Source organism: Parcubacteria group bacterium, from assembly GCA_041659505.1.
Lineage (GTDB): Bacteria > Patescibacteriota > Minisyncoccia > Moranbacterales > UBA2206 > UBA9630.
This window is the reverse complement of record JBAZYF010000001.1, coordinates 1-18,309: the sequence shown is the minus strand read 5'-3', so window position 1 is coordinate 18,309 and position 18,309 is coordinate 1. Positions and strand designations below refer to the sequence as shown.

At 39.4% G+C, this 18,309-nt stretch carries 15 protein-coding genes; 10 read left to right on the top strand and 5 right to left on the bottom strand.

Annotated features, from left to right (window positions below; translation table 11 throughout):
- Positions 1–139: 139 nt before the first annotated feature.
- Entirely contained in the window at positions 140–484 is a 345-nt protein-coding gene (locus WC848_00075; protein ID MFA5961068.1) for a hypothetical protein, read from the bottom strand.
- A 10-nt stretch (positions 485–494) separates the two neighbouring features.
- Positions 495–1,229 carry a hypothetical protein gene (locus tag WC848_00070; GenBank protein ID MFA5961067.1) on the bottom strand — a complete coding sequence of 245 codons (735 nt, stop codon included), beginning with the start codon at positions 1,227–1,229 and terminating at the stop codon, positions 495–497.
- Between the two features lie 298 nt (positions 1,230–1,527).
- Between WC848_00070 and WC848_00065 the strand changes: the two genes are divergently transcribed.
- The 7 genes from WC848_00065 to WC848_00035 all read left to right on the top strand — a co-directional run bounded on the left by WC848_00065 (position 1,528) and on the right by WC848_00035 (position 10,110).
- The gene (locus WC848_00065) at positions 1,528–2,982 is read left to right on the top strand and encodes a radical SAM protein (protein ID MFA5961066.1); all 1,455 of its coding nucleotides are present in this window, start codon (positions 1,528–1,530) and stop codon (positions 2,980–2,982) included.
- 62 nt (positions 2,983–3,044) lie between these two features.
- On the top strand, positions 3,045–4,163 hold the full coding sequence (locus WC848_00060; protein MFA5961065.1) for a hypothetical protein: 1,119 nt from the start codon (positions 3,045–3,047) through the stop codon (positions 4,161–4,163).
- 11 nt (positions 4,164–4,174) lie between these two features.
- A complete protein-coding gene (locus tag WC848_00055) occupies positions 4,175–5,251 on the top strand; it encodes a hypothetical protein (GenBank protein ID MFA5961064.1) in 1,077 nt (358 codons plus the stop codon).
- 11 nt (positions 5,252–5,262) lie between these two features.
- A complete protein-coding gene (locus tag WC848_00050; GenBank protein MFA5961063.1) occupies positions 5,263–6,351 on the top strand; it encodes a radical SAM protein in 1,089 nt (362 codons plus the stop codon).
- A 28-nt stretch (positions 6,352–6,379) separates the two neighbouring features.
- A complete protein-coding gene (locus WC848_00045) occupies positions 6,380–7,447 on the top strand; it encodes a radical SAM protein (protein ID MFA5961062.1) in 1,068 nt (355 codons plus the stop codon).
- A gap of 42 nt (positions 7,448–7,489) precedes the next feature.
- Positions 7,490–8,998 carry a hypothetical protein gene (locus WC848_00040; GenBank protein ID MFA5961061.1) on the top strand — a complete coding sequence of 503 codons (1,509 nt, stop codon included), beginning with the start codon at positions 7,490–7,492 and terminating at the stop codon, positions 8,996–8,998.
- A gap of 17 nt (positions 8,999–9,015) precedes the next feature.
- Complete coding sequence (locus WC848_00035) at positions 9,016–10,110, top strand: hypothetical protein (GenBank protein ID MFA5961060.1); 1,095 nt, start codon at positions 9,016–9,018, stop codon at positions 10,108–10,110.
- Between the two features lie 50 nt (positions 10,111–10,160).
- On the opposite strand, the gene WC848_00030 is transcribed toward WC848_00035, so the two are convergent.
- From WC848_00030 to WC848_00020, 3 genes are read right to left on the bottom strand one after another with little or no spacing between them, the layout of a single operon-like run.
- Positions 10,161–11,801 carry a PQQ-binding-like beta-propeller repeat protein gene (locus WC848_00030; GenBank protein ID MFA5961059.1) on the bottom strand — a complete coding sequence of 547 codons (1,641 nt, stop codon included), beginning with the start codon at positions 11,799–11,801 and terminating at the stop codon, positions 10,161–10,163.
- Positions 11,802–11,824: 23 nt separating this feature from the next.
- Positions 11,825–12,565: a SagB/ThcOx family dehydrogenase gene (locus tag WC848_00025; protein MFA5961058.1), complete on the bottom strand. Its 741-nt coding sequence runs from the start codon at positions 12,563–12,565 to the stop codon at positions 11,825–11,827.
- Between the two features lie 34 nt (positions 12,566–12,599).
- The gene (locus WC848_00020; GenBank protein ID MFA5961057.1) at positions 12,600–14,072 is read right to left on the bottom strand and encodes a YcaO-like family protein; all 1,473 of its coding nucleotides are present in this window, start codon (positions 14,070–14,072) and stop codon (positions 12,600–12,602) included.
- Between the two features lie 108 nt (positions 14,073–14,180).
- Between WC848_00020 and WC848_00015 the strand changes: the two genes are divergently transcribed.
- From WC848_00015 to WC848_00005, 3 genes are read left to right on the top strand one after another with little or no spacing between them, the layout of a single operon-like run.
- A complete protein-coding gene (locus WC848_00015; GenBank protein ID MFA5961056.1) occupies positions 14,181–14,450 on the top strand; it encodes a hypothetical protein in 270 nt (89 codons plus the stop codon).
- A gap of 50 nt (positions 14,451–14,500) precedes the next feature.
- Positions 14,501–15,691 carry a tetratricopeptide repeat protein gene (locus WC848_00010; GenBank protein ID MFA5961055.1) on the top strand — a complete coding sequence of 397 codons (1,191 nt, stop codon included), beginning with the start codon at positions 14,501–14,503 and terminating at the stop codon, positions 15,689–15,691.
- 16 nt (positions 15,692–15,707) lie between these two features.
- On the top strand, positions 15,708–18,212 hold the full coding sequence (locus WC848_00005) for a tetratricopeptide repeat protein (GenBank protein ID MFA5961054.1): 2,505 nt from the start codon (positions 15,708–15,710) through the stop codon (positions 18,210–18,212).
- Positions 18,213–18,309 lie beyond the last annotated feature (97 nt).

The following is an 18,309-nucleotide window of genomic DNA, read 5'->3' as shown; positions in this document are numbered from 1 at the left end:
GCCAGGGCGGGACGAAGGAGGTTTTTTTTGTTTGTTTTTAAGCTTGGTTTAATTATATCAGTAAAAGCAGGGTTGTCCAATTTTTGGAAATAAAAATTGCCCCGGTACACATTGTTGTGCCCGGGGCGGATCGTGTGGGTTATTTATTGTAGAGATCATTGCAAATCCTTATTGCTTGCTCTTCGTCTACCTTGATCTCAGGAGAACTAAGCGCCTTATCCATAAAACTTATCGCCTCTTGTTCAGAGTTAAATTTTATGAAATTTTCCCAGGAGTCCTTCGACCTGCATTTCACCCGATAAATGCCAGTTGATTTGTTCACTATCAGGTTTACGCATGGATATGGCGAACTGAAATCTGTTCCGCCCATTGTGATCTTCTTGATAGTCTCAGGAGTCATAGGGGTTTTGGGTGCGGTTGCGCACCCAGCTGCCACAATGGAAATCATGGCGATGATTGCCAATAAGAACAGACTATTTTTCATACACACCTCCCTAGGTGGTTTTCGGAGCATCTTTGACGAGCTGTCCCATCAAAGCTCTCACGAGTTCGAGATACTTGTCGGGATTTTTGCCGGCCTTTTGGATGAGCTCTCTCTCAAGCTCATATGGCACGGCATCTTCCCCCGTCATCCCCAGAACACTATTGAAGCGTTTCTGGATCAGTTCAGGCTTTCCGATAACCTTGGCACCGCGGATTGTTCCGACTGTGGCAATGGCGGCATCCACCTGTGTGAATGCCCAGACTTCCTTTCCGATGCAGAAGTGGCCTTCTCTGCCGTTTTCTTTCAATAGGATTTTCGGCAGATTGACGCCGGACTCACACAGTGCGCGTAGAAAGGCGACTTGATAGGCTTCATGATAAACCGAAGTTGTATTGAAGTCCGAGTCGTTCCCTTTTACGGCTACGAACCCACCAATGGGCCAATAGTCTTCGGCCATGTGCCAAACGACATTTGTCCCTTGCCAGTGCTGGGGATTTTCCCCACCAAAGCACTTGACATAAACAATACGCAACTTGTCGATACTGGGAAGTCCCGGTATTTCGACCGCTAGCTCCATTTCTTCGGCCGGACCCGTGATGAATCCGGGCTGTAGCATGAAACCTGGAATTAATTCTGAGGGAGGATTGACTGAAAAAACAACAGGACATTCTCCTGCGGCCAAAATGGCAGCCGAAAATACCATAACCATAGCCAGAAAAATCGCGAAAATACGCCCTTTTTGCATAAAACCTCCTTACACCTGCTATTGATTGTTGTTAGAGAACAGTGTTACTTATTGAGGAGTATACACTAAATTGGATAATTGTCAAGTCTTTTTACCCCGAGCGCATATGTCAAATGGGATGCTACAAAAACTTGATTTAACTTGTGGCTACTGGTAAGATTGGCATTGAATGGGGTAAAGCGGATAAATATTTAATGATAGGACTAAATTTGAAGTTTCCAGTTCGGATATTTAAATGTAACTATGCACAAAGGAGGTATATTTATCGCGAGTGGATTGATGATGTGATGCGAGCTATATGAAAAAAAAGAAAATAGTGTTTTGTTATTTTGCGCCAAAAGAAATCGATTATACGCCAACAGACATTGGGTATGTTATTGCTATTCTAAATCAAAAATTTCTTTCCGGGTACGAATTTGAAATTGTTCAATTGAGTTATGAAATTACAAAAGGGGAGGAGGATGGGGGAGGAAAAATACGAAAAAAAATAATCCAAAAAGACGTCGATCTCATAGGGCACCAAAATCCGGACGCAGTTTTTTTATTCATAGAAAATGTTCTGTGGAGCAAAGTCTTTGCCTTTGGTCGCGCAAAATCTGTCATGAAAGAGCTTCGTCGGCGTCACCAAGGATTATTTATTGGCCTACAGAGTCATAAGATTCAGATTGATCAGATGCGCAATATATTGGATGAGAACTATGCCGACTGCATTATCAACGGGGATCCCGAGCGTGCTTTTTGCCAGCTTAGTTATATTTTAGAGCGCAAGCGCGTTCCGGGTGTGTGCTATTCTATGAAAACTTATCAGGAAAATTTCAGGGAAGAATCGGATAGGGAGCGGTGCAGTTTAGCGGATAATCTTGATGATATCCCATCACCCTACCTGGAACACGTTTTTGATGCTCATATCCAAGACTGCCAGGCACGATTAGGGAATTCTTTTAGGGCTTTTCTGGTTTCATCTCGCGGGTGTAGTTTTGGCTGTTTTTATTGCTCTCGTAGTGTAAAATTTGAAAAAGTGCGCTATTTTTCACCAAAACGTTTTTATGATGAGCTGGAATATTTATTTGATCAATTCGGTGTGTATCGATTCTTTGTTTTGGATGATGCCTTTCTCTATTCTAAGCAGCGCTTGTTGGAATTTGAGAAGGAATTTGAGAATCGCCTTATGGTGAACCCTAGCATGGAGAGGATATGTCTTACAATAATGGCTCGACCGGAAACGATTGATAAAGAGGTGGTGGAAATTCTGGCTAAGCTCAATGTCAAATATATTCAGATTGGGCTACAAACTATCAATCCAAAATTACAACATTATATGAAGCGGACAATTGATGTCGGGTATTTTAGCCAAATACGTGAGTGGTTGTATAAATATGATATCGAGTTGTATCTGGATGTCATTATTGGACTCCCTGGGGATTCTGTCGAATGGTGTAAGAAAACAGTTTGTTATGCGTTAAGCCTCGATCCTTTTTTCTTTCAAGTGAAGCAACTTTATCTAAATCCAAACACACTTTTTCAATTGAGGCGATTAGAATATGCTATCGAAATTGAGCAGTCCGAAATGGAATTTGATGTTCCTTGTGTAATTAGGGCCAGTGGGGTGGATAGCAAATATTTTGATGAAATGAACGATTTTATTATGCAAAAGATTGCGGCTAATCCACAGGTTTATTGGAGATATATTTCCAAACAGAAACTTTTTTTAAGCGATGGCCTTTATCGCGATCAAAAAAACACCCTTGTTTGATTTAGCTAGCAATCATTGGTATAATGACTGCTAGCTAGAATACTCAATATAACTGAAAATAAATGCTTACCTATAAAGAGTTGAAAAAGAAGACGCGGTTTTTATCAAAGAGTAAGGGTATATCCGAGATTAGTCGCTCTCACTTTGTTAATAATACGTTTGCTGGTGATTTTAACTATAGCATCGGCGAAGAGCCAATTATGAGAAAATTTGGCAAGTATCTTCCGATTGAGAAAAATTGGTCATGCTCCGTTTCTCAGCCATGTGTTCGAATTTCTGATTTTCATAAAGAGGTTAAGAAGAAATCTCTTAAGCATCTGATGGTTTTCGAAATGAGTGATATTGGTGGAATTCACATAACGACAAATTCGCACGGAGATGGCATAAGAGAAAAAAGCATAGAGAGCGCTTTTGCTTTTCTTACAGAAATTTTAAAGATTGACCCTCGGAGGATATATGTGAGTTATTTTTCAGGCAACACTCTGGAGGCTTTAAGCGGCAATAAAAAATATGGAAATAAAAAATTGCCCCCAGATGACAGAACCCCCGCTATACTTAGAAAGCTTGGGCTTTTAGAGCAGCAACTAATTCCCGATGATACCGCACATACTTTCGTGCTAACTTTTTTCCCTTTTGAATTTTATGCTGGGCATAGGAATGAGATATTTATTAAGTCGGAGGAAAATGGGCTGCTTGAGGTGGGGACATTTGAATTTTTGAACTTAAAAACAAAATTAAACAAAAATGGTCAGCTTGAAGACGTTGAAAGGATGGAGGGTTTCTTTGGTGGGTGTGCTATTGGCATAGAAAGAGTGCTCATGGCGGTCAATAATTATCCAGATGTGTTTCATTGTGATCATATCTTCCCTTTGTATGATTATATCTTGAAATTAAGCAAAAATAGAGATTTGACATCTATCCATATTATGTGTGAGGTTTTGAGGTTATTGCAATCAATCGTTAGCGATGGGTATGAATTTAGTAGTGATAATTATCCTAAAAGAAAGATAAAGATAAAGAAATTGATTCTTCAGCTGGTTCGTGCGGCTACTTTTTTGAAAATTGATCTAAATGCCGAAATCGATAATTTGCTTGATGAAAATGCTAAGCTGATTTCATGGAAACCCGCAATGGGGATATGTGACAATAAGAAAATAAAGGAATTAATTTTTAGTTTTTAGTCGAGATTGAAATGGCAAGATATATACTGGGTATTGATACAACTTTTCATGCTTCTGCTGTGGGGTTGGTGGATGAAAGCGGAAGGGTTCTGATTAATGAAAGAAGAGATATTGATTTTACGGTCGAGAGTGCCCGCAAATTTTTCAACTTTCACAATGAAAATATTCTCTCGCTAGTGGGGCCAATTCTGGAAAAGTATTCCCAGGACATTTTTTTAATAAGTGCTTCGTGCCAAGAAGGTCCATTTCATGCTATGCCCGTAGGAGCGATTTGTGCTAATACTGTAAGCTGTATCTTGAATAAAAAAATCATTGGAGTGAACCATCAAATCGCTCATCTTTTTGCCAATTGGCTGGACAGGGATATTGAGGAATTTATTTTTCCTATAGTTAGCTTGAATATGTCTGGTGCACATTCCAATATTTATCTGATAGATTATCTTGGTGGAGCTGAAAAAATGGTGGAAATAATCTGGCGAGATGATAATGATAGATTTGGAGGCTTAGGTGCGTTGTTTGATGTTATATGCCATTTGATGAATTTGGATATAAGGAGGGGTGAAGGGGGCGCTTATTTAGAGAAATTGGCTCTTTCTGGTGAATCGAAATACCTGGATGTTTTAGGCGGACTAATTTTGCTAAAAGAAAATGATACCTTTATTTTTAAAGGAGTAGAGTCTTACATCTCTCAAAAATTAAAGGAGCTTGGCTATTACTCTATGGAGGGCGATGATAAGATGATTTTTCAAAATAACTTTGTCTCTAGTTTGCTAAGCAGACTGTTTGATTTATTAATAGATGCTATTTCTCAATTAGTAAAAGAAGTGGGTGCAAGAGAGGTTCATTTGGTTGGCGGAGTGGCGATGAATGTGATGTTGCGTTCCAGCCTCTCCTCCTTTTGCCGAGAGCGCAATATCAATTTCAAAGTTCCGCTGAAAGCTGAATATTGTTGTGATAATGGAGCTATGATAGCTATCTCCGGATACTTTCAATGGAAATATTTGAAAATGGCTCACAGTGATCAATTTTTAAACATAATGCCGTCAGCTTGGTATTATAAATACTATGCTAAAAATTTTGAAGAATAAGTTACAAAAGAATGGAAAATTATCCTCGAAGAATTACTATTGAAATAACAAACTCATGCAATCTTTCATGTAAAATGTGTTATTTGGCTGGGTTCAAGAAGAAATGTATCAGCGATGCGAAGCCTAATATATTTCTCCCCATTGACCTATATAAAAAAATAATAGATGAAGTTTCGAAAGAGGATGTGTTTACAGAAAAGAAGATGCCGTTCTCACTGGTTCTTACTGGGGGTGAAGCTTTTTTGCACCCAGATATTTCGACTATGTTAAGATATGCTAAATTTAAGAATGTCGGCGTTACGGTTTTTACTAATGGCACGCTGATTGATGATGATCTCGCTAACCAGATAATAGATCAATCTCTTGAAGCTTTGATGTTTTCCGTAGATGGTTGTCAGGAAAGTCATGATAAGCTGAGAGGAGATGGCAATTTTAAGAAGACTTTTGATGCGATAAACAGGATTCGAAATTTGAAAAAGAAAATGGGCAGGAAGTCACCAAGTATTTTTATCAATACTTTAGTGCATAATTTCAATATTGATCATTTGGAGAAAGTTATCGAGATGTGTGACGGATTGGAAATAGCGGGACTTTCTTTCTCTCTTGTCCAATGGTCAGATCCAGATTTGACCAAAAAAGCCCTTAGTGAATTAGAGGAAAGACTGAACTGGAAAGCACCCTTAAGTAGGATGATTGAGGCCATGGAGCATAATTTTTATATTAAAGAAAGCGAAGCGGATCAATTGATTGCAAGACTTGAACTTATCAGGAGAAATCATCAGGATAAGCATCCTTTTTATATCAATTTTTTTCCCGACTTATCGTCTGCCGAAATTCGTCTATGGTGTTCCAATAATATATATTCCATAGATAATTGTCAGTCAGTCCGGGATTGGATCAGAGTTGGTGCGAACGGAGATGTTTATCCTGTGTGCGCGCTTATGCCTTTCTCTTGGGGCAACATAGCTGATAAAACAATAGGGGAGATCGTGAATGGTAATGAGGCAAGAATTTTTTTCAATGAGATAAGAGAGCGAGGTTTTTTTTATGTTTGTCATCGGTGCTGTCGGCGTCCATCTTGGAGTAAGTGCGTTATTTGACGGGAGTGGTTTTAATCATTGTAAATAAATGAAAGATTTTATTAAAATAAATCCCAATATTTTACTTACGGAGAAATGTAATCTTTCTTGCTCATATTGTTTTGCTAAAAATGAGATGGCCGCTGCAAGTAAAAAAGAGATGGATCTGGTTGATTTTGAGAAAATTCTTAATTTTTTGGAAAATAATAATGAAAAAGAGGTTCGATTGATGGGAGGCGAGCCAACTCTACATTCCCGGTTCAAAGAAATTATAGAATTAGTGCTATCGCGTAACTTGAGGGTTATGCTTTTTACGAATGGAATTTTTTCTGAGGAGCTGGCTTTCTGGATGGCTAGTAAGGGCCCGTCTATAAGGTATGCATTTAATATTACCGCGGCCATTTTTGCCTCTGAGACAATAAGAACGTTGGCAGAACAAAATTTGAAATTTTTAAAAAAAACATCTACTATCTACGGCAATATAACCATTGACAGTATGAGATTTGATGATACCTCTTTGGTAGATTTCGTCAGGGATAACGAGATTGATTTCATAAGGTTGGGCATTGCAAATAATATGATTCCCAATAAGCTTAACTCCGTAGCGATCCAATATGAGAGGGTTGTCGCTGGAATGATGGGATTGATTATGAGATTAAAGCAAACTGGCGCTTCTCAGATATCTTTGAATTGCGGTTTTACCCCGTGCATGTTCCAACCATATCAGATGGAGCAACTAAGAAATGAAAAGGTAAAAATTAGGGGTTGGGGTTGTCAGGGAAAATTAGGCACTCTTGATATTTCTGCTGATTTGAGCGCATTTCCATGCTTTGCCACTGATAATCTTAAGGCAAGAAACATCTTATCTTTCACTAATCTGAAAAAGGTTAAGAATTTTTCAGAAAAAATATTTCATTACCAAGCTGATCACGCAGTAATTTATTCTGGGAGTGATTGCAGAAAATGCTCTTATTTTAAAAAACAAGAATGTAGTGGTCCTTGCATTGGCTATGTTAAAAATAATGAGTTGAATAAGCAAAAAATGGAAGAATTTGAAAAAAGTACCATTTTTAAAATTATCAAAAAGTTGCTGTATATATCCAGAAATTGGTCATAATATTAAGTCATCCAATTTTTAATAAATTTTTTTTCACGCAATATGATAGAGCTAAAAATAAACACTTTCAAAGTTCCTATCTCGATCGATCCTATTATACGAGAAAGTTTCAAGGATCCGCTGATATTCTATTTGGCACACAAGGAAGACTGGCGCCCATTTTTTTTTACTTATGTTATTCTTGATTTTTTACGCCAAGAATTTGTGTACATCGTCAGCTATTATCCAGAAAATATCTCCTTAATCAACAATCTTAAGGATGATTATATTTTCGGACTTCAGAGCTCTGCTCAAAATCCACATTGTTCGATTCGAGTAGGAACGAGAAATGCGTTCCTGACTTTTTATGAAAAAACTCGTTATTTCACGCAGGTAGATTTTGAAAATAATACAATGAATGTTTATACTGGCGAAGACATCGGACTTGATCATGATGAACAGGTAGTTGATTTCGGGGCTACTTTTTGCAGGGATGAAGATGTTCCTGATCAGTTTTACTTTAGTGTTATTACCCAATCCGGGTTAAATTTTAGGCGTAAACTTCGTTTCTATAGGGCAAAATTGGATTTTTCAGAGGTTGAAGAGATTTATGCGATGCCGACCTTGCTGGGCTCATCACCCCATGTTACTCGTAAGGTCGGTCAATATTTACTTAACTCGGATTTTCTTACCTATCAGATTAAAAGTAATAAGTCCGGCAAGATGTGGGACGATGCTAAAAAATATGCATTACATGTTTACGAAGACATTTATAGAGAATATTGTTTGAAGAAAGAAAGGGTTTTTTTACCAGATCTGTTCAATGATCTGGAGTCAGCAAAAAAAATCATACTCAAGCCCGGATTTAATTTTTTTTGCCAAACAAAGGGAAAAAATATTCTTGACATCTGTCAAGATGAAAAGTATGCCTTTACAATAGGGACTGGGACGATTATGTTAGTGAGATTGAATGATAAAAAAGTGAAATATTATGAAACGACCTATTGTTGCCCCGCGCATTTTGAAGTTGATCGTATTTCTGGTGATGTGTTCGTGTCATCGCACAATTTTATAGAGTTCTTGGATCGTGTATATTATCTCGGACCGGCAGCAATTGACAGATTTTCTTTGAGCGAAGATGGGATAATGGAAAAAAAAGCGACCTTTACGCATCCTTTGATATACCGGATGACCAGCCATAAAGTGTTTTCTTATGACGGCAAGACCTACGTGTGTTCATTCGGACAACCTAATCGGTTGGTTTTTATAGATGCACAGACAATGGAAATGATGTATTATCAAGATATTGAAGAGGATTCCAGTGTTGACCCAGCAGAATTGATAGAAATTATTAACAATACTAACTTAGAGCCTATAACCATAAAAACCATCGAGGCATCCCATGATGGAAAGTTCATATTTTTCTTAAGTTGCAAATTTATTTATATATATAATTTTCCTGAGCGCAGGATTGTCCAAAAAATCGAATATCTTTCGGATAATTCCTTCGGGGAAAATTTGGATTTGTCGAGATTTTATAAGCGAACGACGCATGTGGATTATTTCGTCTAATTTTTTGATCAGACTCTATGAAAAATATTCAAGTCAAAAAAAATAACTTTTGTGGATCGGAAGAATTTTATATCACAATCAGAGAAAGTGATAAGTTAAATTTGAGGATTATTATCCAAAAAATTAAAGAAAAAGGTCTAATTATTCAGAAGCTAACTTTTATTGGGGGATACGGTTATGCTGAAAAATATGCGGATATTTTGGCAAAATACCCGACTCTGTTTATTGGGGACAATCCACTGATTGAGGCTGGAAAAAAAGTAAAAGAGTCGAGCTTGTTGATTCAAGCTGTGCGCGGGATTGAAAATTTCAAGTATATCAAAAAATCCGGCAGAGTGGTGGGGGTTAGCTATCAATCGGGCGACGTGAAATTTTTGTCTGTCACCGGGGTGGATAAGTTGATTGACAAAAAATTAAACTTTGCGGGTCAAGCGAGAAAAAACTACCAGCACCTCGAATCAATCTTGAAAGCGAATGATTTTCAACTCAAAGATGTTTGTCGCTTTTGGAATTATATGGAAGATATCCCTGTCAATTATCAGGGGTTTAATCATGCACGAAATGCCTATTTTGAAAAAAATGAAATTAGGGAATATCCGGCTGCGACAGGCATCGACGCACAACTAGCAGATGGCGCGCAGATCAGTGTAGGATTTGAAGCCGTCCAAAGTAAGTCAGGAATAATTAAGCGTCGGATCAAATCTCAAATGCAATGCGAGGCGAAGGAGTATGGTCCGAAATTTTCTCGGGCGATGCTTTTGGCTTGTCCAAAAGATAAGACTGGAAAACTTTATATTTCCGGCACCTCTAGTGTGGATAGATATGGCAACTCAATCCTACTAGACAGTCCAAAGGAAAATGTGGCCTACGTGATGAGTTGCTTTGCGCACCTGCTTGAGAAAAATAAGATGTCGCTTAACAATATTGTCACTGCTTATGTTTATTTCAAGAATAAAAGAATGCACCAGGAGTTTGCAAAACTTTACCGAGAAATTGAATGGACTTTTCCCTATAATCCACTATTCGTAGAAATTTGTCGGGATAATTTCTTTTTTGAGATAGAGGGTGTCGCAATTAGCCGTTCTGTTGACGCGACAAAAGAGTTGTTTTGAGTTAGCTATTTGAGGTTCAGCCTCCACGATAGAGATTGAACCTCTGGCGACTAGTCAGTTTTGTCGTCCGCATTTTTTGTGAGACAATAAATTTCATTGGCATAAGTCAGGACGAAATATCTTTTAGTTTCTGGGTTGTAGACTATTTTATTCGTGATTCTTTCGGTAGTTTGAAAATAGGATTCGAGTTGACCGGATTGCATATTTAATTCATATACTCCTCCGTCGTTTGAGCCGACCACCAGCCTGTTCTCAATTATTTCCGGGGAGGAAAAGACTCTTCCTCCAGTGAGAAAGCGCCAATTAAGTTTCCCTGTTTCCAGATTGATGCTGTAGATATTTTTGTCCAATGATGTGAAATAAACATCATCTCCTTGAATTTTTGGCGTGGAGTTGATTGCTTCACTGACTTCAAACTTGCCCCTGATCTTTCCAGTAGATATATCTAATGCATAAAGATTCTTATCGAAAGATCCAAAAATCAGGAGATTCCGCTTCAAATCAAAAACTAAACTGGCTTTTGTCGGTCCGCCAGCTTGGAATTTCCATCTCAGTTTTCCATTTTTTGCATCAAATAAATATGTGAAAGAGTCATTACAACTGATTGCAACGAACTTTCTTTCCGGACAATAGGCAGGGGAGCAGTGTATATAATTTTGCACTATATGAGTCCAAATTTTTTTTCCGTTTTTTAAATCTAGGGCAGCAATTCCTCCTTTCTTAGCAAATAAGCCAAATTCTAGTCCGATAAAAAGCATCCCAAGATCCGGTGCCAATGCTGGAGATGATCCAATGTAATCAGCATCCATATACTTCCATTTCAACTTTCCGGAGTCTTTATTGAGGGCATAGACGTTGCCATCATAAGATCCGAAATAAACAGTATCCTCATATATAGCAGGGGAAGAGAAAATGCTTTTCCCATTAGCGCTGTAGCCAACTTTAAATTTCCAAGACTCCATTCCATCTGCTTGTCGGAGTGCGTAAAAAAAACCATCATCTGCTCCGAAAAATATCTTGTCTCCATCTAGACACGGCGTGGACTTGGGAACGCGATGAAAATAACAAGGTTCTGGCCCATTGAATCTCCACATCTCGCGAAAAGGTCTTTTAAAAATTTTGATGTTAGATCTTTCTAGAAGTAAGTCAAAATCGTCCAGAGTAAAGAGAGAAGTTAGCTCCATGTGGTTTTTCTTGAGCCTGTCAATATTTTCCATTCCTCTGAAGTTAATCAGAGTAAAGAGTGCGTCTGCTTTCTTTCCTATGTCTGCTAGAATCTTAGCCTGTTTGTCAAGTGCCCGTCCGCCATTGATAAGATCATCAACTAGGATAATCTTTTCATCTGTTACCTGGCCTTCGATTATCTTCTGTAGTCCATGTGGTTTTCTGGATTTTCTGATTATAAAACCGCTTATTGGCATTTTCTCTTGCTGACTTTTTAGGATAATTGCAGAAATGAGGGGGATAGCAGAAATTTCTTGCCCTCCAACTTGAAAAGGGTATTTGTCTTTGAATATTTTCCAGAATACATCAGCAATAAGTTCCAATGCTTCTGGCTTAAGAAAAACGTTCCTGAGGTCGAATATCCAACTCTCCTCATTGCCGCTAGGACCGATTATTTTTTGCTGGTTACTGAAAATTATCCCTTCCGCTTGTATGATGTTTTTTAGTTTTTCAATTTTTTCTTTCATGTATTCCATGCGGTATATATATCCTATTTGCCTAATAGTGCCATGCACAATGAATCTTCGTCTTCGTGTTCAATATCTAGCGTTTCATTGATATGTGAGTTGTGAAATCCTACAGAATTGCAGCATCCGATATTTAGGGCAGAAGCAGTTAACGCGATATTTTGAGCCATATGGCCTGATTCTATGAGCACGATACGATAGCCACGATCCTTGTATTTCATAAAATTACGATCCCAAACTGCTGTGATAAAGCAGGCGACAGCCGCGTCTCTTGACCAGGGATAATAAAGGCCATCTTTCAAGGAGGACAAATCTTCCTTGTCAGTAGAGAGTGTTTCTAAGATATGATCCTTGACATTGTAATGATAGATTCCAGGGATAATGCCGTCAACACGCTGAATAAGAAGATAGACCTCCAGGGGGTAGCGTGCTCCGCCAGAAGGATAAAAGCGTCTTATGCTGGCCCATTTTCCAAAAGATGGCTTCACTCCTATTGAATAAAGAAGGAGAGTTGAGAGTTCATCCATCGTCAATGATTTACTGATGTCAAATTCCCGCAGAGAAGATCTATTCATGAGACTGCCCTCGAAATCTCCCAGGTCAAGAAGATCTTGAGATAAAGAAACTCTTGCTAGACGCGGATATTCTTTGTGATAAATCTCCCTCCACTCTTTGGGCCAGTATTGAGGATCGGATGGGGGGGAACCTAAAGGAAAGCTAAAGTCGGTTTGTTTGTGAAATTCTTTGGAAAATTTTCCGAACATATCTTTTTTAAAGATAAATTAATTATGAATTTTTTTATGGAAAGGGATGTGGCTCTTGGTTTACTGGTTCTTTTGGAGAATAATTGAATTGTCTTGGAATATTTTTTAATCTTGGCCCGCTAAAATAGGGAATGGATTCATTCAAGTGCATCGGTTGAAGCTTCGGGATGACCACTTGGACCGATCTTAATCCAAGTTTTTCGATAGACCTGGCGGTTAGTTCTGCAACATATCCCTTGTATTTCAATTCACCCAACTTGTTGGTCAGTATAGCTAGCTTTGCAGCGTAGTATGTTTTATAATCGAAGTCCTCTTCGATTTGGAAAAAGTTTTTTTCAAGATTAATATTAAGCTTAGGACCGTTGGTAATAAATTCTATTTTAGGTAGATTAGCAGGATTGGCCCAGTAGATTAATCTGCCTTCACGGTTCATCTCAGCTATATTTATCTCTTGCCTGTGTCTATATTTGTCTCTTGTAGCTAAGCGTGTGGCAAGGGATTCAGAAAGAGCATCTAAGATACATGTCCTGAGATTGAAATCCGCGCTTGCCCCAATTGAAAATGCTGGGCCTATTCCAGTTCTGTCGATAATTGTTGCTGCTATGATAAAAACTGGAAAGTCGCTGGGTAGTTGGATGAGACTTACCTCTAAATTATACCGCCTAAATTTTTTAAGTATACTAGCAATGCCCTCGTCTTGCTTAGAAAGATATTCAAGATCAATCACTGGTGGAGATATCTGATTGAGGTAGCTGATCATAAAGGCATCGCGCTCAATTATTTCAAGAATTCCCTTTGTCGTAGCTTCTTCAAGGCATCTGCCCGTAGCTAGGCCAGTAGTGATTGCCCATCGTAGCATAGGTTCCTCTTTTGTGGACTCTCGAAGTGTTTTTACATGGTGGCGTGTATAATGGCTACTGAACAATTGAGCAGGACACCAAACCTCCTCGTTAGTTAGCGAGTGAGTTTTTAACCAGCCAAAAACGGAATTTTTATCATAAGATATGATGGGGAATTGTTTTTTTTGTTCTTGGGAAAATCCAATGAGAGATGTTATGTTAAGGGCTTTACCCTTGAGTTTACTAAGAGGAGCTTTGACCAGCGTTGATACATAAAAATCTTCAGAAGTATACCAAAGAAATCTTTCAATAGCTTCTGCCAGTGCTTTCCAAATAGCTTTTTCTTCGCTAAAGAAATCAATTCCTTCTCCGTGGGCATTTTCCATTGACCCGACGTAGAATCGATAAGCAAAGGGTTCGTCTGGGAGTTTTTCTTGAGGCATCACTTTTTGGATAAATCCCAGAGATTTTAATTTACTTGCTACACCAAGCGCCGAAAACGAATCTGGCTGAAAATCTTGCAGTCCACTCGGAACGTCGAGCAATATTTGGCTACCAAAGTGGTTTTCTAAGAAAGCTAAAGAAATTTTTAGAAATTTATGGGAGTTTCCTTTTTTGGAAATTTTTTTGATGAGATCTGTAGCGGAAATCGCAAGTCGTAATCGCATGGCTTTGGATGAGTAGAATTAAGAGTTATCCACAGGTGGCCTGTTTGCAACAATGTCAAGATTATGATATTATATCAGGGAAGTTAAGTCAAGGTAAAAATAAAAAATATGACAACTATAAAAAAAATTACAACCAGGACTATTTTTTTAGTGACCGCAATCGTGGGCTTTAGTTTTATTTCTTCATTATTGGGAAAACTTTTCTTCAGTGGTGCGGAAGTTAATTTAACCAAACTGGAGTCAGCTGTTAATGATACTAAAAACTCTGGCGGACATATTATCCCTGTCGTGAGTGCGGATGCCCCACCTCCTCCCGGTGGTGGTGGCAGTGGTGGCGGTGATGGTGGTGGCAGTGGAGACGGTAGCGGTGACTATTGATATTTACTTTTACTATTGCCTATATAAGTAATTAAAAAAAAATAAAAAATATGGATTACTCTAATTCGCAAATGGATCCACAAGCAAAAACAAAGTATTATATAATCGGAATAATCGTTGTCATATTATTTCTGAGTATTGTAGGCTGGTTTGCTTGGAAGAGCGGATCTTCGGGTAGTGGCTCTAACTATGACTATGTCATTCCAGGCGTCACCCCTGTTAATGTGTTTAATCACCAAGGCAATTTGAGTAACTTAAATCTTAGTGACACAGTTTCCTCTATCGCGTCCGTATTAGAATATTGGAACCCAGGAGCAAATAATTTTGTTGAGATTTCTTATTTTATTAAGTCAGAGAAAGTTAAAAATGGTGATTCTATCCGAAGGCTTTTGGATGGATTTTATAAGGATAAATATGTTTTTAAGCGTGAGCAATTAAGCATTGATGAACTTAAGCAATATATTAATCCAAAAGTAAAAACTCCCTTGCTACTTTTTTTTCCACTAAGCAAGGATCAGCCTGCTGAAATAACTTTTCATCCGCTCACGGTGCTTATTGGCATAAAGGAATCTGAACAGATGCTAGTGTTGCATGATTTTTTTCTGGGAAATAATTATGAGATATCATTTACTGATTTTGAAAAAAGTTGGGAAAGCATGCGATCCGATGAAAGAAATGCCTATTATATAATTCAGCCTGTTGAGCTAAAGAAGAAATTGGTAGAAATTAATTCCAGAAAGACGGAGCCGTATCCTATTCGAACTGAGGTTATGGATGATTTCGGAGGACTGATTGCAAATTATGCTATTAGCAGAGCGATGGAGGCAAATGGAAATGTTGTTTCCGCAATGGATTATGCCTTAAAAGTTAAGGACGATCCAAGATTCCAGGATGAATTGCATCCATTTTACAAGATGGGGACATATCTGATTTTAACTAGTATCAATCTTAGGAGGGGTGATATTGATTTGGCTAAGCAATTTGCCTTGAGTGCTGTCGAATTTGATCATGATTTAGATAAACCATATAAAAATTGGCCAGGAATAGAGATGAATGGTAATGCTGTTGGTGTTATTGGAGAAGACAGTGCTGCTTATAGACTCTTGGGCGATGCTTATTTTCAGAATAACGAACCTGAGTTAGCTAAACAGAGTTATAAAAAAGCTTTGAGCATAAAGCCACTGGACAAGGATGCCTCAGCCCATCTTGATCTTGTTAACTCAAAGTTACTTGTCAAATAAGTAAACATTCATAAAAATGACAAAAAAAATTGCCAGAAGGATTAAGCAAAAAAAAATAATAATAGCAGTTGCTTTGGTTTTCATTTTGGTATTGGTCGGCGGAGTAGGGGTTGTAAGATTTTACGGATTTGATATTGCCATGCAAAGAGGTAGTCAAAATTTTAATCAAAACGTCTACGATTTAGATAAGGCTGAGAAGTGGTATAGGATTGCCGTGCGATTGGCGCCAAACTTCGATACTGCGCGTTACCAGCTTGGGCGGGTTTATTTTGTTGAGGGTGAATTAGACAATGCAATCCAGGAATTTGATAATGCCTTGCGCATAAATCCAGATCAAAAGCGTACTCATTATATGCGCGGTCTAGCCAAAGGCTATTTGGAGGACTACGCTGGATCTCAAGCTGATTTTCAGGCCTTCGTTGATAGTTATCCTAAAGAATGGGCCGGCTATAATGATTTGGCTTGGGCCTATTATCAAAACAAGCAATATGCCGAAGCGCGAGAGGTGGCGGAAAAGGGTGTAGAGCTATTTCCAGAAAATGCTTGGCTTCTAAATGGTCTTGGCGTATCCTATCTCGGCCTAGGAGAAAAAGATAAGGCACGGGAAATCTTAGAAAAAGCTTCGGACAAGGCAGATGAGCTGACGGTCGATGATTGGAAACTGGCATATCCTGGAAATGATCCGGCCAGTGCAGATGTGAATTTGGCGATATTTAAAAATGATATACAAGAAAGTATTTTTTCTTCAAAAAGTGTCCTCGCAATGGGTACGCCAAAATTTGCTTCGGCTTGTAATTCTTCAGCAATAAAGCAGTGTGCTGGTGGACAATGCTTGGCAATTGGACCGGTTTGTGATCATGATGCCGTGTCTCATGATTATGTTCTCGTTATGGGTTTTCCGGTATATCTTGGGACGGCTGATCTTTGCAGTACGATGGGTCTTGCTGATTCTTGTAGTTCGGATGCTGAATGTTGTGTTCCAAGCTGCGCCGGTCAAGAAAATTACTGCACTTGGGAATCATTTCCCAATGGCTGTGGTGGCTGGTGTTCTGGCACATTAGCCCCTCCTGATTGCTCAGGGGCGAGTGGTGTTTGCTCGGGTATCGTGTATGCTAGTAATAGATGCGGAAGCTGTACTGGCACGAGGTTACCTGATTGTTCTGGTCGTGGCGGTGTTTGCGTCGGCGTTGATTACCCAGTTACTTGCGGAACTTGCACTGGCACAAAGCCACCGCTTTGTTCGGACGCCAATCTTTATTGTACAACGTACAGATATCCTAGTACTAATGGATGTGGGTCTTGTACGGGCACGTGGGATTGTACTTTGCCAACTTGCTCAGCTTCCTTCAGTCCAACTCAATTGACACTAGCTGGATCTTCTACATTTAGTGTGAATTCTTCTGGCACGGCAACTATTGCTTATGTGAATTGTACCGGCTTGATTTCGACTGGTGGTTGGATCCCTGTTAATTATGCTACTACATTTTCTTTCAATGCGGGACAGATTGGAACAGAAACTTGCACTGTTCAGACCTATAATCGCTCATTAGCGGGCGGAGCCTGCAGCGCCACGGTCACAACCTACCCGGCGGCTACTGTGAACATCACTGCCACTAGTCCAATTCCCTTTGGCGGTAGTCCTACTTTTAGCCTCTCCTCGACCAACGCATCGTCCTGCACGGTCAGCGTCGATGGAATCATGATTTCCAACGGACCGGTCAACCGCACGTTCATTTACGGTCCCTATACCGTAGCAGGTATGCACCTTGTCGATGCCACTTGCCTTAATGCTATTGGAGCATCGGTTTCCGCTATGACATCTTTTATTGTTGAACCTCGTCCTGTCGCAACAATCACCGCAGTACCTAATTCTGTTGCTTGCGGTGGCAGTGTCGGTATCACCCTTACGTCCACTAATTCAGTCAGATGCGATGCTCAATTAGATCTCAGTGCGATTTCGAGTGGTCCGACTTCTTTTGGCCCCCTTATGCAGTCATATTTTATTTCAGCGTCGCACATCGCATCTGCAACTTGCTATAATTCCATCGACTATCCCTCCGTCGTTTCTAACGCACCTTTCTCCATCAGCGCCTGTCACGCTTGCGGTACAGCTGCCACGTTCTACCCTTACCCACCGGGCTTGTCTGATTGGCCAGGGGGAGCCACCTTCTGTGCTCCAGGTGTACCCAACCCGACTAATCCCAGCTTTCCCGTGCTTACCCACGTTCCTCCTAATACAAAAACCACTTGGCTGTGCGAGAATCCGTGGAATGCTGCGGATAATGAGTCTTGTACAGCCGAAAGACAATGCCAACCAGATGGTACGCGGACTTGCGTGCCTAATGATTCGACCTACTGCACCAATCCAGCCACACTTAAATTGCGTTGTGGCAAAGACATACCCTATCATTGCTTAGATAGTTGTAATGAGCCGGCGCCTGCTCTTTGCATATCAGACCCTTGCCCAACGATTCAATGCGCCCCATGTGATGCAGGTGAATGGAAAGAGGTAACGCCTTGATTTACCAATTAATTTATAAATAAATAATAAATATGGATAGAAAAAAAATCATTATTCCCATCATTGCTCTCATAATACTTTTTGGCGGAGCCTTGTT